The organism is Verrucomicrobiia bacterium, assembly GCA_019634635.1.
Lineage (GTDB): Bacteria > Verrucomicrobiota > Verrucomicrobiia > Limisphaerales > UBA9464 > UBA9464.
Map to the genome: position 1 here is coordinate 89,291 of JAHCBB010000001.1, position 18,006 is coordinate 107,296.

Annotated in this window: 14 protein-coding genes; 9 read left to right on the forward strand and 5 right to left on the reverse strand. The window is 67.4% G+C overall.

The window, feature by feature from the left end; genetic code table 11:
• The first annotated feature begins 12 nt into the window (after positions 1-12).
• The 4 genes from KF791_00395 (at position 13) to KF791_00410 (ending at position 6,836) form a co-directional block, all read left to right on the forward strand.
• Complete coding sequence (locus tag KF791_00395; protein ID MBX3731030.1) at positions 13-1,110, forward strand: TIM barrel protein; 1,098 nt, start codon at positions 13-15, stop codon at positions 1,108-1,110.
• Positions 1,111-1,197: 87 nt separating this feature from the next.
• On the forward strand, positions 1,198-3,621 hold the full coding sequence (locus KF791_00400) for a hypothetical protein (protein ID MBX3731031.1): 2,424 nt from the start codon (positions 1,198-1,200) through the stop codon (positions 3,619-3,621).
• A gap of 322 nt (positions 3,622-3,943) precedes the next feature.
• Positions 3,944-4,999, forward strand: a complete 1,056-nt coding sequence (locus tag KF791_00405; protein MBX3731032.1) for a sugar kinase — start codon at positions 3,944-3,946, stop codon at positions 4,997-4,999.
• A gap of 85 nt (positions 5,000-5,084) precedes the next feature.
• Complete coding sequence (locus KF791_00410) at positions 5,085-6,836, forward strand: cation:proton antiporter (protein ID MBX3731033.1); 1,752 nt, start codon at positions 5,085-5,087, stop codon at positions 6,834-6,836.
• A 33-nt stretch (positions 6,837-6,869) separates the two neighbouring features.
• Here the strand turns inward: KF791_00410 and KF791_00415 are convergent, their stop codons facing one another.
• On the reverse strand, positions 6,870-7,748 hold the full coding sequence (locus tag KF791_00415) for a purine-nucleoside phosphorylase (protein ID MBX3731034.1): 879 nt from the start codon (positions 7,746-7,748) through the stop codon (positions 6,870-6,872).
• 318 nt (positions 7,749-8,066) lie between these two features.
• Here KF791_00415 and KF791_00420 point away from each other — a divergent pair, with 318 nt between their 5' ends.
• The 5 genes from KF791_00420 (at position 8,067) to KF791_00440 (ending at position 13,294) form a co-directional block, all read left to right on the forward strand.
• Positions 8,067-8,915: a hypothetical protein gene (locus tag KF791_00420; protein ID MBX3731035.1), complete on the forward strand. Its 849-nt coding sequence runs from the start codon at positions 8,067-8,069 to the stop codon at positions 8,913-8,915.
• Positions 8,916-8,946: 31 nt separating this feature from the next.
• Positions 8,947-10,239, forward strand: a complete 1,293-nt coding sequence (locus KF791_00425) for a PQQ-binding-like beta-propeller repeat protein (GenBank protein ID MBX3731036.1) — start codon at positions 8,947-8,949, stop codon at positions 10,237-10,239.
• 132 nt (positions 10,240-10,371) lie between these two features.
• Complete coding sequence (ccsA, locus tag KF791_00430; GenBank protein ID MBX3731037.1) at positions 10,372-11,139, forward strand: cytochrome c biogenesis protein CcsA; 768 nt, start codon at positions 10,372-10,374, stop codon at positions 11,137-11,139.
• Positions 11,140-11,144: 5 nt separating this feature from the next.
• Complete coding sequence (hemA, locus tag KF791_00435; GenBank protein ID MBX3731038.1) at positions 11,145-12,194, forward strand: glutamyl-tRNA reductase; 1,050 nt, start codon at positions 11,145-11,147, stop codon at positions 12,192-12,194.
• 29 nt (positions 12,195-12,223) lie between these two features.
• Positions 12,224-13,294 carry a hydroxymethylbilane synthase gene (locus KF791_00440; GenBank protein ID MBX3731039.1) on the forward strand — a complete coding sequence of 357 codons (1,071 nt, stop codon included), beginning with the start codon at positions 12,224-12,226 and terminating at the stop codon, positions 13,292-13,294.
• 12 nt (positions 13,295-13,306) lie between these two features.
• Here the strand turns inward: KF791_00440 and KF791_00445 are convergent, their stop codons facing one another.
• The 4 genes from KF791_00445 to KF791_00460 all read right to left on the reverse strand — a co-directional run bounded on the left by KF791_00445 (position 13,307) and on the right by KF791_00460 (position 17,997).
• Positions 13,307-14,344 carry a methyltransferase domain-containing protein gene (locus KF791_00445; GenBank protein ID MBX3731040.1) on the reverse strand — a complete coding sequence of 346 codons (1,038 nt, stop codon included), beginning with the start codon at positions 14,342-14,344 and terminating at the stop codon, positions 13,307-13,309.
• A 64-nt stretch (positions 14,345-14,408) separates the two neighbouring features.
• On the reverse strand, positions 14,409-16,019 hold the full coding sequence (locus KF791_00450; GenBank protein ID MBX3731041.1) for a bifunctional GNAT family N-acetyltransferase/carbon-nitrogen hydrolase family protein: 1,611 nt from the start codon (positions 16,017-16,019) through the stop codon (positions 14,409-14,411).
• A gap of 24 nt (positions 16,020-16,043) precedes the next feature.
• Positions 16,044-16,352, reverse strand: a complete 309-nt coding sequence (locus tag KF791_00455) for a hypothetical protein (GenBank protein ID MBX3731042.1) — start codon at positions 16,350-16,352, stop codon at positions 16,044-16,046.
• A 190-nt stretch (positions 16,353-16,542) separates the two neighbouring features.
• Positions 16,543-17,997 (reverse strand): DUF1080 domain-containing protein, encoded by a 1,455-nt coding sequence (locus KF791_00460; GenBank protein MBX3731043.1) that lies wholly within the window; start codon positions 17,995-17,997, stop codon positions 16,543-16,545.
• Positions 17,998-18,006 lie beyond the last annotated feature (9 nt).

Sequence of the window (18,006 nt, forward strand, 5' to 3'; positions counted from 1 at the left end):
TCCCTCCAGCACATGAGCACAACGTCCGCCGCCAAAGCCCGCAAGAGCGCCACCACCGCCGCCGCCAACCCGGCCACTGCGAACAACTTTCCGAGGCTCCACAACGCCATGTGGCCGGGCCTGGTGGGGAAGGGGAGTCCCGGAGCCGAACCGGCGATTGACCTCGACACGATGCTGGATCTCACCGCAAAGGCCGAGGTGGGCGGGGTGCGCTTCGACGGAGTGGACCTGTTCTTGTACAACCCGCATGTGGATATTGACCTCGACGACGCCGGCATCCGGCGCCTCGCCGACAAGATCCGCAAGAAGGGCTTCGTCGTGGGGTCGGTGGTGGCGCCAGTGTGGTTCGACGGCTCGGCGATGGGGGACGAGACGCAGCGATCGAACTGGGTGACGGCGGTGCGCAAGGCCTGCCACATTGCGCAACGCCTTCGCGAGCTGGGGGTGCGTCCGTATGGCGTCGTGCGGATTGATTCCGCGGCACCGGTCACCGCGTGGGGCCAGGACCCGAAGGGCAACACCAAACGGATCGCCCAGACGTTTCGGGAAGGCGGCAAGGTGGCGAAGGACCACGGGGAACGCCTCGCCGCCGAAGGGGAGATCTGCTGGGGTGGCATGCATTCCTGGAAATACATGCTCCGAACCCTTGAGGAAACGGCGATGCCGCGGGTCGTCGGTTTCCAGGCCGACATGGCCCACACGCTCCTGTACACGCTGGGGTATAATGCGCCCGAGCACCGGATCGTTCCCGCGAACTTCCATTGGGAGCCGGGCGCCTTCCATGCGGCGATGACGAAGATGACCGACGCCCTCCGCCCGTGGACGTTCGACTTCCATGTCGCCCAGAACGACGCGACGGTGAAGGGGTCCGGAGACCACGAGAAAACCGGGAAGCACTGCCCGGTCAACGATGTGCAGGGCAAGCTGAACGTGGTGCGCGATGCCGGCTACTGGCTGCGCGACGCCCGGGGCAAGGTGACCCGCAAGACCCGCCACATCTGCTGGGACGGCTGCATGTTCCCGAACGAGATGCTCATGAAGCAGGAGACCTGGAATAACATTCTGGCTGCGATGATCCAGGTGCGCGAGCATCATGGATGGCGGGAATAGCCCCGGGGGACCAGCGGCCGGATTCTTGCCGTTCGGAGCCGTCCCCGCTCTACTGCCTTCGTGATGACCACTCCTCCGGGGTTTGCGATGAATAGACGGTGGCGATGCCTGATGTTGTTGGCCGTGCTGGCCGTCGCGGGGGTGCGGCTCACGGCGGCGCCGGCGGTCGCGCTTCGGGATGGCGACCGGGTGTTGTTCCTGGGGGACACCTTCATTGAGCGGGAGGTGGACTACGGCATTCTGGAGACGGCGTTGACCATGGCCTTTCCGGACCGGCGGATCACCTTCCGGAATCTCGGTTGGGCGGCCGATACGCCCCTCGGACGTTCCCGGGCCAGCTTCGACTGGAACAAATCGGGCGCAGACTGGTTGAAGCGGGTGCAGGAACAGGTGGCGCTGGTGGAGCCCACAGTGGTGGTCATGAGCCATGGGATGTCCGCGGCTCTCGGGGAACCCGATGGCTCCGGGCAGCCCGACCTTGAACCGTTTGGCCGGGACCTTGTGCGGCTGATGGACGCGATTCGCGAGGTCAGCGGCCCCGGAGTTCGCTTTGTGGTGCTGGGTCCGGCGGTGCGTCCTTCCGACGGTCCTGCGGAATTGTCGGCGACCTTTGCCGAACGGGAGCGGCGGCTTGATTTGGTGCAACGGACGCTGGAATCGGTGGCCGACGCCCAGGGCGCGGCGTTCCTGGCTTTCCATGATTTCTCGAAGCCGGCCGCGGCCCCCCGTTCCGGGAACCCGACCAGTCCGGACGGCGTGGTGCCGAAACCGGCCGGGTATGCACTCCTGTCGGGCCCCCTCGTGGTCGCGCTGGGGGGCACGGTGCTGCCGGCGGCGGATGACGGCGACGCGGCTGCGGGGGTGCAGGTCCTGAACGCGGCCATCCGCAAGAAGAACGAGCTGTTCTTTCACCGGTGGCGTCCGGCGAACTGGACCTACCTGTTTGGATTCCGCAAACACGAGCAGGGGCAGAACGCGGTCGAGATCCCGAAGTTCGATCCGCTCATCGAGGCCTGGGACGCCCGGATCGCCGCGTTGCGGCATCCCGGGCGGCAGGATGCCGCGGTCGTTGCCGAAGTCCGGACGGCCACGGCCGGCGCGGCCGGCAGGGATCATCGCGACCCGAACTACAAGGAACAGCCGCTGCCCACCTTCGAGGTGGCCCCCGGGTTCGAGGTGTCGCTCTGGGCGGAGAATCCGATGCTCTACAAGCCGATCCAGATGAACTGGGATCCGCAGGGCCGCCTCTGGGTGGCGAGTTCGCGGCTGTATCCGCAGATCCAGCCCGGTCAGGACGCGGAGGACGCGGTGATCGTGCTGGAGGACACCAACGGTGACGGCAGGGCCGACACGCACACGGTGTTTGCCGAGGGCCTGGTGATCCCGACCGGTGTGGTGCCCGACGGACGCGGCGGGTGTTATGTCGCGGCGAGCCACCAGTTGCTGCACGTGGCCGACCGGGATGGTGACGGCCGCGGCGACGAGACGACGATTGTCCTCTCCAGCTTTGGCACCGAGGACACCCACCATAACCTGCACACCCTGCGCTGGGGTTTCGACGGGCACCTCTATCTGAACCAGTCCATCTACACCCACACCCATGTGGAGACCCCCCACGGGGTCCGGCGACTGAACAGCGCCGGCATCTGGCGGTTCCAGCCCGACACGTGGTCCCTGGAAATCTTCACCAAGGGCGGATGCAATCCCTGGGGGCATCATTGGGACCAGTACGGCAACTCCTTTTTCACCGACGGCGCCGGCTTCAAGGGGATCTACCACGCCATGGAGGGAGCGACCTACTTCACCTACGCCGACATGCGGCGTGAGGCGGAGAGCATCAGTCCGGGCAACTACCCCAAGTTTGCCAGCCTGGAGATCGTGCACAGCCCGATGTTTCCTGCGGACTGGCAGGGGAACGTGCTGACGTGTGATTTCCGAGCTCATCGCATCGTGCGGTTCCAGCTCACCGACGTCGGCTCCACGTTCCAGACCCGTGAGATGCCGGATCTGCTCCGGTCCACGAATGTGACATTTCGGCCGATTGACCTGCGGTTTGGTCCCGACGGCGCCCTGTACATCGCCGACTGGTCGAACCCGATCATTCAACATGGTGAGGTGGATTTCCGGGATCCGCGCCGCGACCACGAGCACGGGCGCATCTGGCGGGTGGCGGCGTCCGGTGCCCGGCCCACCGGACCCGCGCCGGACCTGACCCGGCTGTCCACGCCCGAACTGCTCGACCGCACACTCTCGGCAAACGGATGGGAGCAGGAGCAGTCGCGCGTGGTCCTGCGCCAGCGCGGCGGGGCGGCGGTGGCTCCCGAGTTGTCCGGATGGCTGGCCCGGCAGACCGACCCGCGGGCCCGTCTGGAGGTGCTGTGGTTGCAGGAGGCCTTTGGGCAGCCCACGGAGGCGCTGGTGGGGGAATTGATTGCCAACAAGGACGAACGGCTGCGGACGGCGGCCGCGCGTCAATTGCGTCACCGAGCGGGTGTCGCACATGGCTTGTGAGGACCGTCACCGACATCGGAGGTCTTGCTCCTTGATCCGGTGGGCCAAGGCTCCTGCCGCGCCGTGCGCGAGACGGCGAGCTGACCTGGTGGAGACTTTGAACGCGCACGTGAGGACCCTTGCCCCACCGGTATTGAGGGCGTGGGCCTCAATCCTGCCTCTTGATCGGATCAGCCCAGGCTCCCGCCGCACCGTATGCGAAGCCGTGATCCTACCTTCGCTGATGATTGCCGGTGCACGACTCACCAGGAAGATTTGCTCCGCCGTGGGGCGCCGCGGGGGAAGGCGGTTTCGACGAGTATGAGGCATCAATGAATCGGCTATGAGCGCAGCGACCCTGGAGGGTGGACGATGCCCGGCAATCGTCGCGATGGGCGAGGTCATGATCCGGTTGTCGCCACCGGGAGCGGAACGGTTGGAGTTTGCGCGGACCCTGGAGGTGGATGTCGGGGGCGGTGAATACAACGTCGTGCATGCGTTGGCCCGGTTCGGGTGGTCTGCCGGATTGGTGACGCAGCTGCCGGATCACCCGTTGTCGCGCCGGGTGCTGCAGCATGCGCGGGCTGCCGGACTGGACACCCGCTGGATGACGCTTCGTCCGTATGATGGCGTGGGAAGGTCCGGACGTCTGGGGCTGAATTTCGCGGAGATCGGAGCCGGGGCCCGCGGCGGGCTGGTGCTGTTTGATCGGGGGCATTCCGCCGCGGCAGCGATGGGTCCGGGCTCGGTGGATTGGGCGGCCCTGTTTGAGGGCGGCTGCCGGTGGATGCACGCGAGCGGGATCTTTCCGGCGCTGGCCGGGGACTGCGCCCGGGCATTGGAGGAGGCGCTGGTTGTCGCCCGGCGGTTCGGGGCGACCGTCAGCTTTGACTTGAACTACCGGTCCGCGCTCGGTACGCTGGGAGAGGCGGCGGTGCTCAACCGACAATTGGTCGGGATCGCCGACGTGCTGATTGGAAGTCCCGAGGGTTTGGAATGCCTGCTGGGCGACGCTGGTGCGGGGGAGTGCCGGCCGGTGGGAACCCTTGCGGCGGCGGTGCGTGAGCGTTTTCCGGGGCTCAGGATCGTTGCCGGCACCTGCCGGACGGTTCATTCGGCATCCCGCAACGATCTGTCGGGGTTTTTGCTCTCGGAGCAGGGGTGGTTCGAGGACCCCGGTTGGCCGGATCTTGGAGTGGTGGACCGGGTGGGCACGGGGGATGCCTTTTCGGCGGGACTGGTTCACGGGGTGCTCTCGGGCTGGCCGCCGCCACGGACGCTGCGGTTTGCGCTCACCCATGCCGCGCTGGTGCATACCACGCGGGGTGATACGTCCCAGTTCACCGCGGGGGAGGTTGAGGGCCGCATGACCGGCTCCCCGGCCGCCATGCAACGTTGAGGCGCGGCGGACTTGCCCGCGTGGCGTCCGTTTCCCAGTCTGGCCGGAATGATCCGGCTCGACACCAGCGACGAGGAGGGCGGCCGTGCCGCATGATGTCACGCTGATCGCGTCGGTCGCGGTGGGGTTTGTGCTGGCGGCGTTGTTTGGCTACGGGGCCAGCCGGCTGGGGTTGCCGCCCCTGGCGGGTTACCTGCTGGCCGGTGTGGCGGTGGGGCCGTTCACTCCGGGGTTCGTCGCCGATGCAGGACTCGCAGGACAGCTGGCGGAGATCGGCGTGATCCTGTTGATGTTTGGCGTCGGACTTCATTTCTCGGTTGCCGACCTGGCGGCGGTCCGACGGATCGCCATTCCCGGGGCCGTCGGACAGATCCTGATCGCCACCCTGTTGGGGGCGGTCATGACGCGCACCTGGGGGTGGTCGTGGGGCAGCGGCGTAGTGATGGGCCTGTGCCTCTCGGTGGCCAGCACCGTGGTCCTGCTCAAAGCGCTGGAGGAACGGAATGCGGTGGCGACCGTGGACGGGCGGATTGCCGTGGGATGGCTCATCGTTGAGGACCTCGCCATGGTGCTGGTGCTGGTCCTGCTGCCCGCCGTCGCGCCGTTTCTTGGGGCCACAAGCCCGCCGGCGGACGGCGCGCACGCCGCGACGGCCTCCCACGGGCCCGGCGGTTGGGTCGGCGCCCTGGCCCTGACCCTGTTGAAGGTCGGCGCGTTTGCCGCGCTGGTGTTGTTGCTCGGGCCCCGCACGCTGCCCTGGATGCTCCGCCAAGTGGCCCGGACGGGATCGCGCGAGCTGTTCACCCTCTCCGTCCTGGCCATCTCGATGGGCATCGCCTTTGGTTCCGCGCACCTGTTCGGTGTGTCCTTCGCCCTGGGCGCCTTTTTTGCGGGCGTGGTGCTGAGCGAGTCCGACCTGAGCCACAAGGCCGCGGGGAACTCGCTGCCGCTGCAGGATGCCTTCGCCGTCCTCTTCTTCGTGTCCGTCGGGATGCTGTTTGACCCCGGAATCGTCCTCCAGCAACCGCTGCGCGTCGCCGGCGTGGTCCTGCTGATCCTGATGGGGAAGTCGTTGATCGCGGTGGGGATCGTCCTGGCGCTCGGGTTTCCGGCGCGCACGGCGTTGAACGTCTCGGCGGCGCTGGCCCAGGTGGGCGAGTTTTCGTTCATCCTGGCCGGCCTGGGTGTGGGGCTGGGGCTCCTGCCCGCGGAGAGTGTCAGTCTGCTTGTGGCAGGAGCCCTGTTCTCCATCGCCCTGAATCCGGCGGTGTTCGCCGCGACCGACCTGGCCGTCCGATGCCTCGGGCGGCCTGTCGGCGCCCCGGATCCGAGACGGGACCGGCTGGCCGCGGTCGAGGCCGACCTGGACGCCGCCCGCCTGCGCGCCGAGGAGCGTGTGGCGGCTCATCGCTTCCTCAGCCCGGAGGAGCTCGCCGAGCGGTTTCCGGTGTTTCGCGATTTGTCCCAGGATCAACGCGAGCTTCTTCTGTTGTATTTCAGGCCCCGGTCCGTGCAGCCGGGCGAACGCATCATCCGAACCGGGGACGTCGCCGATGCGGTGTACTTCATCCAGTCGGGGGAGGTCGAGGTGCAGGCCGCCGGACGCCGCATCCGGCTCGGCCCGGGATCCGTGTTTGGGGAAATGGGGTTGCTGGGGGGCAAGCTCCGGACCGCCGACGTGACGGCGCTCGATTACTGCCGGCTGCTTTGGCTGGGCCCCGGGGATTTCCGGTACATCCTCCGGAAGCATCCGGATCTGCGCCGAGACCTGGAGTCGCTGGTCGGGGAACGGCGGGAAATGAACGAACACGCGCCTGCCGGGAACGACACCGCCTGAGCGGCGCGAACCCACGGGCGCGTCGGGAAAAAATCAGCGGCTCGCGGCTGCCCGTCCATCGGATGCGGGGAAGCGCCCATGGCTTGCTGCCGCCGCCCAGAGTCTGACAAACCCGGTGATCAAGGATGTGGCCTCCAATTCCCGTGCGGCCGCGAGGGTCAGGACATCGTGGTGGGCCAGCATCGGTTGCGTTGTGTCCAGCCCGGACGCGGGGTTGGCCACCAGACTGACGGCGGCGACACGCTGCCCATGCTGACGCGCCACCAGGGCCTCGGGTACGGTGCTCATGCCGACGGCGTCGGCGCCGAGCCGGGCGAACGCGCGGACCTCCGCCGGCGTTTCGAAGCTGGGACCACTGACGGACAGGTAGACTCCTTCCCGGCATCGGACTCCGGCCTGGCGTGCGGCACGACGGAGCATCGTGCGCAGGGTTGCGTCGTACACCGCGTGGCAGTCCACGAATTGCGGAAGTCCGGACGGCGTCGGCCCGCGCAGTGGATTGGAACCCATGAAATTGATGTGGTCGCGCAGGATCATGAAATCGCCCGGACGCAGTTGCCGGCCAATCCCGCCGGAGGCGTTGGTGAGGAGCACCGTTTCCACGTCGAGTGCGGCCAGGACGCGGATGGGAAAGGTGATCTGGTTCATCGGGGCGCCCTCGTAGTAGTGAGTGCGCCCCGAAAGCACCCAGACCGGGACCTCCGCCAACCGCCCCGCGATCAGCCGCCCCTCATGACCGGGCACGCCGCCGACGGGGAACCCAGGAACTCGGCGATAGCTCCACTCCTGCGACACGGTGACCTGCCGGGCGATGCCTCCGAAACCGGTTCCGAGCTGGATGGCAAGGCGCGGCGGTGACGGAACCGTCCGGCGGAGGAACGCGGCGGTGGTGGCGGGTTTCGGTGAAGCCATGGGCATCGTGTTGTGGAGTGCCTCGGGCCGTGGTGGGCCGTTGGGTTGGGGGAGGATGACGAAAGGCGCGTTGCGGATGAAGTGCGCAATGGAAAACCCGCCTCCTGGTTGCTAGGGTGGCGCAAGGGTCCTGCCGCGCCGTGCGCGGGACTGCGAGCTGACCTGGTGGAGTCTTCACGCGCGCACGGCTCGTGAGGACCCTCGCTCCACCGGAATTGGGGGGCTGGGCCGCAAACGGATCACCGGACGGCTTAGTTCCCGGCAGGGCAGTGCACATTGCGACATTGCGGCGGGCCGGGGGGTGAAGGAGGGTCGGAAATGCGATGGGTGCGGACGATTGCCGGAGGCGTCATTCCGGGCCTGATGGTCGTATGGGCTTTTGGGCAGGGCCATCCGCCGGAGGTGCTCTCCACCGTGTGGCGGATCCCCGGGCCGGGGGGCGGTGGGACGTGGGGCGTTGAGCGTCCGGATCGGCCCGCGCCCACAACTGCGATCCGCGTGTTTCGTGGGGTGGTGTCCAAGGCCTGGCCCGAGGGATTGGTGCCGGTGTTTGCCATCGAGGGGGAGGGCCGCGCGGAGTTGCGACGGCTCCCGCCACTTGGGCGTGAGAATTTTTCGGACCCGCTCTGCTTCTTGTTGCCGCCGGAGGGGGAGCCGGATGCCGCGCTTTTGGCCGGACGCTGGACCTTGGAATCCGAAAGCGAGGAGGGGCGGCGGCACCGGTTGGCGATGGAATGGAGCGTTGCGGGGGAGCGTGCCGCGGGGCGGCTCGATCAGGAGACGGATTTTCGCTTTGCCTACCTGACCGGAGCCACCTGGCGGCAGCGCCAGCTTGAGGTGATGGTGGAGTACATCAGCGACCGGTATGAGATGAGCGGCACCTGGGAGCAGGGACGATTGCGGGGCACCTGGCGTCAGGTGCCCGAGGGGGACTCGGGCCGCTGGGAGGCCCGGCGACCGGAGCGGGTGCGGGCCCTGCCGCCGTCCGCGGACACGCTGCCGTTGTTCGAATGGCGGCGGGATGGCGGATCGGCGCGCTGGTATGGAGTCGGGGAATCATCGCCGGGCGACGGATGGCGACGGGAGCCGCTTCCGATTGGCCGTGCATGGCCGCTTCCGGAGGGCGGGGCTTCGGTTGGGCGGCCGCCTGGCGAACAGCGGCCTTGAGGTCCGGAAGGCGAGCGGTGAGGCTACGGCCATGATTCCAAGGTCGTTTCCCATTGCTTCCGGCATCGTCGGCTCGATGACCCGTTGGGGGTTCGTTGCCATGGCGGCGCTGGCCCCTGCGGCTGCCGGGAATTGGCCGGGATTTCGCGGCCCAGGGTACCAGGGAGTCTCTCCGGATCCCCACCCGCCGCTCCACTGGTCCGCCACGACAAATGTCGCCTGGAAGACGGAGATTCCGGGCGACTCTTGGTCATCGCCGGTTGTCTGGGGCGACCGGGTGTTTGTGACCACGGCGACCGCCAACGGGGTGGAATGTCGGGTGCTGGCGCTCGATCGGGACACCGGGCGGATTCTTTGGAACCGGGAGGTGTTTCAGCAGTTCCCGCGTCGGAAGGAAGGCCGCAATTCCTACGCGACCCCGACGCCCGCGACCGACGGGGAGCGGGTGTACGCCTGTTTTGGCGATGGCAGTTTCGCGGGGTTGGATTTCCAGGGAACCCTCGTTTGGACCAATCGGGCGTATCCGTTCTACAGCCAGCACGGGCTCGGCACCTCGCCCATTCTGTACGGGAACCTGTTGATCATGGCCCGGGACGGCAGCAATGACGGCGAGGACAAGAAGATCGGGTGGCAGACACCCTGGGACCGGTCTTATGTGCTCGCGCTCGACGCCCGGACCGGGAGGGAGCAGTGGCGCACCGGACGGGGTCTGTCGCGGATTTCCCACGGGGCGCCGACGATCTGGGAGTCGCCGGACGGCGTGCAGGTCATCAGCGAGGCGGGGGATGTGGTCCAGGGGTTCGATGTCCAGACCGGGGAACGCCTGTGGACCAGTGAAGTGCTGGGCGAGGGCAAGGTGCCGTCGGCGGTCACTGGTGAGGGACTGGTCTTCACCGCGGGCGGCTGGGGCGGCAAGGAGACCATCAAGGCGTTTCGCCTGGGAGGCCGTGGCGACCTTGGGGAATCGCGGCTGGCCTGGGAGCAAAAGCGTGGCATGCCCAAGGTGCCCTCCCTGCTGTATTTGAAGCCCCATCTGTTCGCGATCACCGACGGAGGGGTGGCCTCCTGTTTGGATGCCGCGACCGGCGAATCGGTGTGGATGGAACGGGTGGGCGGCAATTTTTCGGCGTCGCCGGTCGCCGCTGCGGGACGCCTGTATCTGGTTGCGGACAACGGGGACACCTCCGTGATTGAGGCCGGACCGGAATTCAAGGTGCTGGCTCGCAATCCACTCGGAGAACCGGTGCAGGCCTCGCCCGCGCTGGCGGACGGACGGTTTTACATCCGCACGGAGCGTCATCTGTTTTGCTTCAGGGCGCCCTGAAACGGTGCGGCGTCCGGGCGTACGGGGGGAATCCCGCGGGATCTTGGAAAATTCAGGCGCCTTTTGTAGAGTGCCCGGGTGCCTGGGTTGACGGATCGCCAGTGGTTTGCCCTCGCCGTCACCTGCTACGGCATGGGGGCGGCGTATTCGGTGCTGCTCTGGCGGCGCGGTTTTCGCCGTGATGACTGGATTCTGTATGCCTCGCTCGCCCTTGGAGCCTTGCTGCACACCGTGGCGATGCTCCACCGCGGGTTTTCGATCCAGCGCTGTCCGATCAACAACCTTTTTGAGGCCACCATGTTCATTGCCTGGACCATTGTGGCCGCGTTTCTCCTGCTGGGTTTGTGGCGCCGCCTGCGATCCCTCGGCGCCCTGGTAGCCCCACTGCTTTTTGCCCTTGGGGTCTTCGGACTATTTCCGATGCTGGACGAACGCGGACCGCGGCCGGCCTTCGTCCATGGCTGGGCCAGCCTGCACGCAGCGCTGGTGCTGCTGGCCTACGGCGCCTTCGGCCTGAGCGCCGTGGCGGCCCTGATGTACCTGACCCAGGAGCACAATCTGAAGTTCGACAAGACGCGGGCCGTGCTCGCGATCCTGCCGGCGATCCAGCGACTCGAGAAGGTGACCGCCTGCCTGGTGGTGGCGGGATTTGGCCTGCTCACCGCGGGTCTCGTGGTCGGCTCGTGGTGGCTTTACCGGGAGCAGGGACGCTGGTTTATCGCCGATCCCAAGGTCGTCTGGTCCTTGGGCGTCTGGCTCGCCTACGGCGCGCTGCTGGCGTTGCATGACCGGCTCCGGACCGTGGGGCGCCGGTTTGCCTGGGTGGTGATCGGGGCATTCGTCTTCGTGCTGCTCACGTTCTGGGGCACCAACCTGCCGTCGGCGATCCACAATCCGTAGGCCGCATGAACCTCCTGCTGGTCGGCATCAGTCACCATTCGGCTCCCGTCGAGCTGCGGGAGCGTTTTGCGTGTCCGGATGCCGAGGCCCCCGGTTTGCTCGAGCGCGTCCGTACCGGCGGCATCGGCACCGAGGCGGTGCTCGTGTCCACCTGCAACCGGGTCGAGCTGTACATCGGCACGCCCCATCCGCCTGCCGAGGCGACCGCGGCCCTGCGGCGTTTTCTGCTGAGCGACCGCGGCATCCAGGAGCCCCTGGGACCCGAGGTGTACCACCTCAGTGGCCTTGCGGCGGCCGAACATTTGTTCCGGGTGGCCGGCGGACTGGACTCCCTCGTCCTGGGCGAGACCGAGATCCTGGGGCAGTTGAAGCAGGCCTACGGACTCGCGCTGCGCTGTGGGAGCACCGGACGCCTCCTCAACAAGCTGTTTCAGGCGGCCTTTGCCGCCGCCAAGAAGATCCGGAGCGACACGCAGATCCAGCGCGGGAACACCAGTGTCGCCTCCGTGGCCGTGGACCTGGCGGAGAAGATCTTTGACGGACTTTCCGACCGCCAGGTGATGGTCATCGGCGCCGGCGATACCTCCGAGAAGACTGCCCGGGCGCTGCTCAGCCGCGGCGCCCATTCCGTGATCGTGAGCAATCGTTCCTGGGATCGCGCAGCGGCCCTCGCCGCGGAACTTGGGGGAAGGGCCATCCACTTTGATGAGTGGGAGCGGGAGTTTGCACGGCTCGACATTCTCATCAGCAGCACCAGCGCCCCGCATTTCATCCTCGACTTCCCGCGCCTCGAACGACTACTGGTCGGGCGCCCTGCCCGTCCGTTGTTGCTCGTGGACCTGGCAGTGCCCCGGGACATTGATCCGGAGATCAAGCGCCTGGATGGCGTTTTCCTCGCGAACGTGGACGACCTGCAGGCGATTGCCGACGAGCATGTGCGCAACCGGCGGGAGGAGCTGGCCCGTTGCGACGCCATCGTCCGGGAACGCGTGCAGGGGTGGTTGCACGGACTCGGGCCCGCGCCGCAGGCGACCGGACGCTGGGCGTTTGAATGAATCCGGGGACGACACCCCGCCGCTTTCCGATGCCGTCCTCCGATGCTCCCCACCGTCCGGTCACCGTTTGCACCCGGGGTTCCGCGCTGGCGCTGGCCCAGGCGGACGGGGTGATCCGTGAATTGCGGCGGCAGTTTCCGGAACGGCACTTCGAGCGCCTGGTGATCCGGACCACCGGGGATCGCCTCCAGACGTCACAAGCCCCGGACGCCTCCGAGTCGGTGCCCCGGGGCCTGTTCACCAAGGAGTTGGAGGTGGCGCTGCTGGACGGCACTGCGGATATTGCCGTTCACAGCCTGAAGGACCTTCCGACGGCGTTGCCGGAGGGCCTGGTGCTGGCGGCGACCCTGCCGCGGGCGGATCCGCGGGAGGTGCTGCTCTATCGCGATGTCGCCCATCCGGTTGCGCACCCGGAGGGCGGGGCAGCCCCGGACTGGCGACCGGGTGTACGGGAGCCGTACTTCGGAAAACCGGGTGCCTCGATCCGCGCCCTGCCACCGGGCGCTGTAGTGGCCACGAGCAGTCCGCGGCGTGCCGCCCAGCTGCGTGCCCTGCGCGGGGACCTTGCGGTGGTGCCCATTCGCGGGAATGTCGGAACGCGCCTGGAGAAGCTGCGGCGGGATCTGACGCTCGATGCCACGCTGCTTGCCGCGGCCGGGTTGGTACGACTGCAGTTTGACCTGGGCCCACGCGGGGTCCTGAGGCTGGATCCACGCCTGCCTGCCGACGTTCGGGAGACCCTCGCGGCACCGCCTGCGGGACTGCTGGCCTGCGTGCTCGATCCGGAGGAAATGCTGCCGGCGGTGGGGCAGGGGGCCGTCGCGCTGGAGATCCGGGCCGGGGACCCCGGGATCGCCCCCATCGTCGCCTCCCTGAACCATTTCAACACGTTCCAGTCGGTTACCGCAGAGCGCGCCTTCCTCGCAGCGATGGGCGGGGGATGCCAGTCCCCGGTCGCCGCCCATGCGCGCATCCTTGGGCATCAACTGGAGCTGCGGGCTGCCTCGTTCCACCAGGACCCACCCCGCGTGGCGTCCGCGCGGCGGCCGGTCCGCGAGGCCATCCGGTTGGGCGAGGAGGTTGCCGCAGTCCTGCGGTGAGGACCCGGCGGATCAGCGCTTGTGCGCCGTCAGAAATCCCCGGTGCACGAGGGTCTCCTCGTAACGTCCCACCTCGAAACCCGCGGCCGCCAGCAGGTCCGAATACTCGCGGATCGAGTAGCACCGGCCCTGCGTCGAGTGCATCAGCAGTGCCGAGTACTCGGCAACCGCCAACGGACCCGTCTTCTCGGGATTGAGGAAGGCGTCGTGGATCACCAACAGTCCGCCCGGGGGCATTGCCTCGAACGAACGTGAAAGGATCGAGGCGATCTCAGGTTCCTCCCAATCGTGGAGGACGTTGGAGATCAGATGAACGTCGCAGTCCTCGGGCCACGCCTCTTGAAACAGGTCGCCGGCCGCCACGCGGACGCGTCCGCCGAGTCCCAGCGCCGCAAGGCACGTGCGGGCGATGTGGTCCACCGGGGGTTGCTCCAGCACCGTGGCCTCCAGCCCGGGATGGGCCGCAACAAGAGCGGCGGCATAGATGCCCGAACCGCCGGCCACATCAAGCACGCGGCGGTTCCGGCCCAGGTCGAGGCGCCGGGCAAGGGCTGGGCCGAGCAGGCGCCCGCGGCAATCCATGGTGGCGGTAAACATTTGGGCGAAGGCCTCGTCCTCCATGGCCCGGTGCCAGTCGCGCGCCCCCCGGTCGCCCCCCCAGTTGGCCGGGCGGCCGGTGGTCAGGACCCGGACGTAGTCGAGCGTCACGGGACGGTCCTTCAGCGAGGCGTAGTACGGAGCAAGCCCCCACGGAGAGCCCTTCGTGAGAAAATCACGGCCGGTGCCGGTGAGCGCGAAGGACCCATCCCCGTTGCACGTCACAAATTCGTTGGCGACGCAAAGGGTGAGCAGCACGTCGGCGGGGCGCCGGGCGAAGCGATGTCGGGCGCAGAACTGTTCCAACGTGGCCGGGGCGTCACCCAGTGCGGAGAACACGTCGAAATGGACCAGGGCCGCGGTAATCAGGTCGGCGGCGTAGAGGGTGTCCCGATACGCATAGGCCCGCGTCGGGTCGCTCCCGGGCAGAGACATCAGGTCATCAACCGGCATGAAGGGATCCTCTCGCGGAGGACGCACGCCGCCAAGCACGTGTCATCGGTGGGCGTTGTCCGGGTCATTCATCCTCCGGATCGTGGGCGGGGAGACGGTCCACGTGGTCGCCGAGCGGTCCGTCGTCCGGGTTGACCTGGAATGCGGCCGGCAGCCGAAGCCGGCTGCTGATGTGGAACAGATCGGACCGGCGGTCCAGCCGGGGTGTGACGGTGCCGGCGTTCCGCGACGCGTGCAGCGCATCGAGGTCCACGTCGCAGATCAGCACCGTTTCCTCGTTGGCATCCGCCTCCGCCGCCACGCCGTCGCGGGCGAACGCGAAATCGGACGGCGTGAGCACCGCAGCCTGACCGTATTGCACGTCCATGTTGGCCACGTCGGGCAGGTTGCCCACATTGCCGGCGAGGGCGACGTAGATCTGGTTCTCGATGGCGCGGGCGGCAGCGCAGTGGCGCACGCGCAGGTAGCCCTGGCGGTTGTCGGTGCAGAAGGGGACAAATACGATCTCGGCGCCGGCATCGGCCAGGTATCGCGCGGTCTCGGGGAACTCGATGTCATAGCAGATCAGCACGCCGATCCGCGCCTTGGGGGTGTCAATGATCTGGAGGCTGCCTCCGCCCGAGATGCCCCACCAGCGGCGTTCGTTGGGCGTGATGTGCAGCTTGGGCTGCTCGACGATCTGGCCGCTGGGCAGGCAGATGTAGCTGTTGTTCAGCAGTTCCTTGCCGACACCGACCGGATGGCTGCCCCCGATGAGGGTCACGCCGTATTTCATGGCCAGGCCCTGGAGCAGGGTGACCAGCCTTGGAGTGTACTCCGACAGCTTGCGCATGCCCTCCTGGGGGGATTTGGCCTCCATGGCGGACAGGAGCTGGACGGTGAACAGCTCAGGAAAGAGCACGAAGTCCGCGCGGTAATCGGCGGCCACGTCGGTGAAGTACGTCACCTGCTGCGCGAACTCGGCGAAGGATTTCACGCGGCGCATCTGGTATTGCACGCAGGCGATCCGGGCCTTGCGCGGCCCGCGCGGCATCGGCTGGTGGTCCGGGTTGAGCCATTCGATCAGGCTGGCCCAGTTGCGGCTTTGCGGATCGCGCAGGTAGTTCGGCATCACCCCGCGCAACTGGAAGCCCTCGCGCAATTGAAAGCTCAGCACCAGGTCTCGAAACTCGCCGGAGGCCACCCGGTGGGCGTATTCGGGGGCTGACATCCTGTCGGCGTGCTCGTGGTAATTTGAAAGGCGGCCCCCGGCGAGAATGCGGCGCTTGTTCAGGCGCACGCACAACTCGCGACGCACTTCGTACAGCGCATGACCCACGCCCAGCCCGCGGGCGTCCGGATGGACGTAGATGTCCGCGCCATACAGCGTGTCCGAGTCCCGGTCATGGTTGGTGAAGTAGCCGCTGTCGGTGATTCCCGACCAGGTGTGGTGCCGCAGCGGATCGCGCCCGAGGTCCACGATGAGCGTGGCCACGGCGCCCACGATGCGGCCGCCCACCTCGGCAAGCCACTGCCCCTCCGGAAACACGCGCTGGTGGCTCAGCAGGTGCGCCTCTCCCCAGACGATGTTCTCGGCGGCGAGGACCGGATAGGCGGCCCGGTTCAGCTCGACCAGGCGCGGGATGTCAGCCTTGGTCGCCTGGCGGACCTTGATGGACTTCTTGGGCTTGCTCACGAACGCGCGGGTCGGGTGCGGGCCTCAGGAGGGATTCGAGATCCCATCCGCGGCTCCGCGGGAGGATCGTGGCGCGGAATTCGTCCCCGGGGGTTTCATGGGCGCGGGGTCCGGGGAGGTCGCCGCCGGGGGCGGGCCTTCCCGGGAGGTTTCGGCGGCCTTGCGGGCCCGCCACCATTCGTAGGCGAAGCCGCCGACAATCATCAGGGCCGCCAACGACCCGGTGTACGGCAGGATCCATTCGACGCGACGGGTCAATTCCGCACCGGCCCAGAGCGACAGCGTCGCGACCAGGACGACGATCCCCCAATAGATAAAGCGATTCTGTGGCATGGCAGGCATTCTTGCGTTCCGGGTGCTTCCCGGGATGCAGCCCGACGCACACGCCGCCGGCCGGCCCGGAAACTCCGCGATCAGTCTGCCTTCAAGGTGGCATGGCGCGAAGTCCAATCCAACCGACCGTCCCATCCATGGACCTTCGGGGCGGAGCTGCGACAGGCCTGCAGGGTGAACCCGGTGGCGCTCAGTCAGGGAGGTCCCGGATGCGCAGGTTGCGGAACCGGACGGTGCCGCCGTCGTCGTAGTTCTGCAGCCCGATGAATCCCCGCGCGCTGCGGCGCTCCGGATCGGTCCAGGTCGTGACGACCTCGCCGTTGATCCGGATCGAGTAGTTGTGTCCGAAGCAGACCACCTCGAAGTCGTTCCAGGTCCCCGGGGGATGGGTATTGGCCCGGGTGGATGCCTTGAACGGGTAGAGAGAGCCGGTACGCCAGTTGGGATTCTCCGGCGCGGGATCACCGATCTCAAACTCGTGTCCACGCCGGACCGCCACCCACGGATCCTCGCCGGGATTGGGGAAGCGGACGAACACTCCGGAATCGGCCGTGGCCTTGGACTGCAGGAACTCGCCTCGCAGTACAAAATTCGTGAACTCCCGGCCGCGATACCACCAAAGGCCCATGCCGCCTTCTGCGCTGGCCACCCCCTCGGCAACGGTGAAGCGTCCGGGGCCGCACTGGACCCAGTTCGTGGCGGCCGGATCGGTGAGGAGCGGGAGAAAATCACGCTCGTCGGGGGCGCTCTTTGGAATCCAACGGAGCAGGGAGGCGGGGATTTCATCCACCGGCCGTGTCTCCACCCTGCGAAAGAAGACTTCGGCCCCCTCGGATTGCAGTTGGATTTTGCCCTCCGTGAGCGGGCGCTTGCGCCCGTTTTCGATGTAGCCGGGATTGGTCAGAGCCAGGACGACTTCGCCATTCAGCAGATGGAGGCAGACGTTTCCCCAGGCGATCACTTCGCAGAGGTTCCAGTCGGCGGGACGTTCCGGGTCGAAGGGCGACGTGATGCCCTCGCCCGTGGTGAACTGCGGCGCTCCCGGCTCCCAGACGACGCATTGCTCGCCCGGGCTCTCTCCGCGGTAGGGAATGGTGGGGTGGTCCTGCAGCGTGACCTTGCGGCCCTCGATGTCCACATGGGTGCCGTCAACCGACCACCACTGGCCGACCCCCTTCTCCATGATGTTGCACTCGACGGAGCGCATCCACGCGTAACTCCCGGCGCCTTGGGGACCGATGGCCCAATAGAGAATCCCGGTGTCCCGGTAATGCCGGTCCTCATCGCGCGGCGGCCACTTTTTGGTGCCCCAACGGTACTCGACCCGAATGTGCGCATTTTCGAACGAGTTTTGCGTGGTGATGGCCCCGAAGACCTGCCCGGACACATGGATCGCGGGTGAACCGGAGGCGGTGTCCACGGTGAACACACCGAGCGGATCGTGATTGAGGCCCAAGGGCGGCTCGGCGGTCGTCTTCGGGTCCAGGTACCCGCTGCTCTTGGGTCCGAGCCAGGTATCCCAGCCTGTCAGGTCGCGGCCGTTGAACAGGGCCTGCCATGGCGTCTCGGCGGCGGGGAGAACGACCGGTGACGCGACGGCGGACAGGAGCACGCAACCGAGGAGGCACGGGAAGAGTCGGGGCATGGCGGACGC

Excerpts from the sequence above, each read along its gene's own strand:
- KF791_00405 (MBX3731032.1), top strand. The coding sequence starts at position 3,944 with ATGAGCGCAGCGACCCTGGAGGGTGGACGATGCCCGGCAATCGTCGCG.
- KF791_00460 (MBX3731043.1), bottom strand. The coding sequence starts at position 17,997 with ATGCCCCGACTCTTCCCGTGCCTCCTCGGTTGCGTGCTCCTGTCCGCC.
- ccsA (MBX3731037.1), top strand. The coding sequence starts at position 10,372 with ATGGGGGCGGCGTATTCGGTGCTGCTCTGGCGGCGCGGTTTTCGCCGT.
- KF791_00440 (MBX3731039.1), top strand. The coding sequence starts at position 12,224 with ATGCCGTCCTCCGATGCTCCCCACCGTCCGGTCACCGTTTGCACCCGG.
- KF791_00445 (MBX3731040.1), bottom strand. The coding sequence starts at position 14,344 with ATGCCGGTTGATGACCTGATGTCTCTGCCCGGGAGCGACCCGACGCGG.
- KF791_00425 (MBX3731036.1), top strand. The coding sequence starts at position 8,947 with ATGATTCCAAGGTCGTTTCCCATTGCTTCCGGCATCGTCGGCTCGATG.
- KF791_00420 (MBX3731035.1), top strand. The coding sequence starts at position 8,067 with ATGCGATGGGTGCGGACGATTGCCGGAGGCGTCATTCCGGGCCTGATG.
- KF791_00415 (MBX3731034.1), bottom strand. The coding sequence starts at position 7,748 with ATGGCTTCACCGAAACCCGCCACCACCGCCGCGTTCCTCCGCCGGACG.
- KF791_00400 (MBX3731031.1), top strand. The coding sequence starts at position 1,198 with ATGAATAGACGGTGGCGATGCCTGATGTTGTTGGCCGTGCTGGCCGTC.
- KF791_00455 (MBX3731042.1), bottom strand. The coding sequence starts at position 16,352 with ATGCCACAGAATCGCTTTATCTATTGGGGGATCGTCGTCCTGGTCGCG.
- KF791_00395 (MBX3731030.1), top strand. The coding sequence starts at position 13 with ATGAGCACAACGTCCGCCGCCAAAGCCCGCAAGAGCGCCACCACCGCC.
- hemA (MBX3731038.1), top strand. The coding sequence starts at position 11,145 with ATGAACCTCCTGCTGGTCGGCATCAGTCACCATTCGGCTCCCGTCGAG.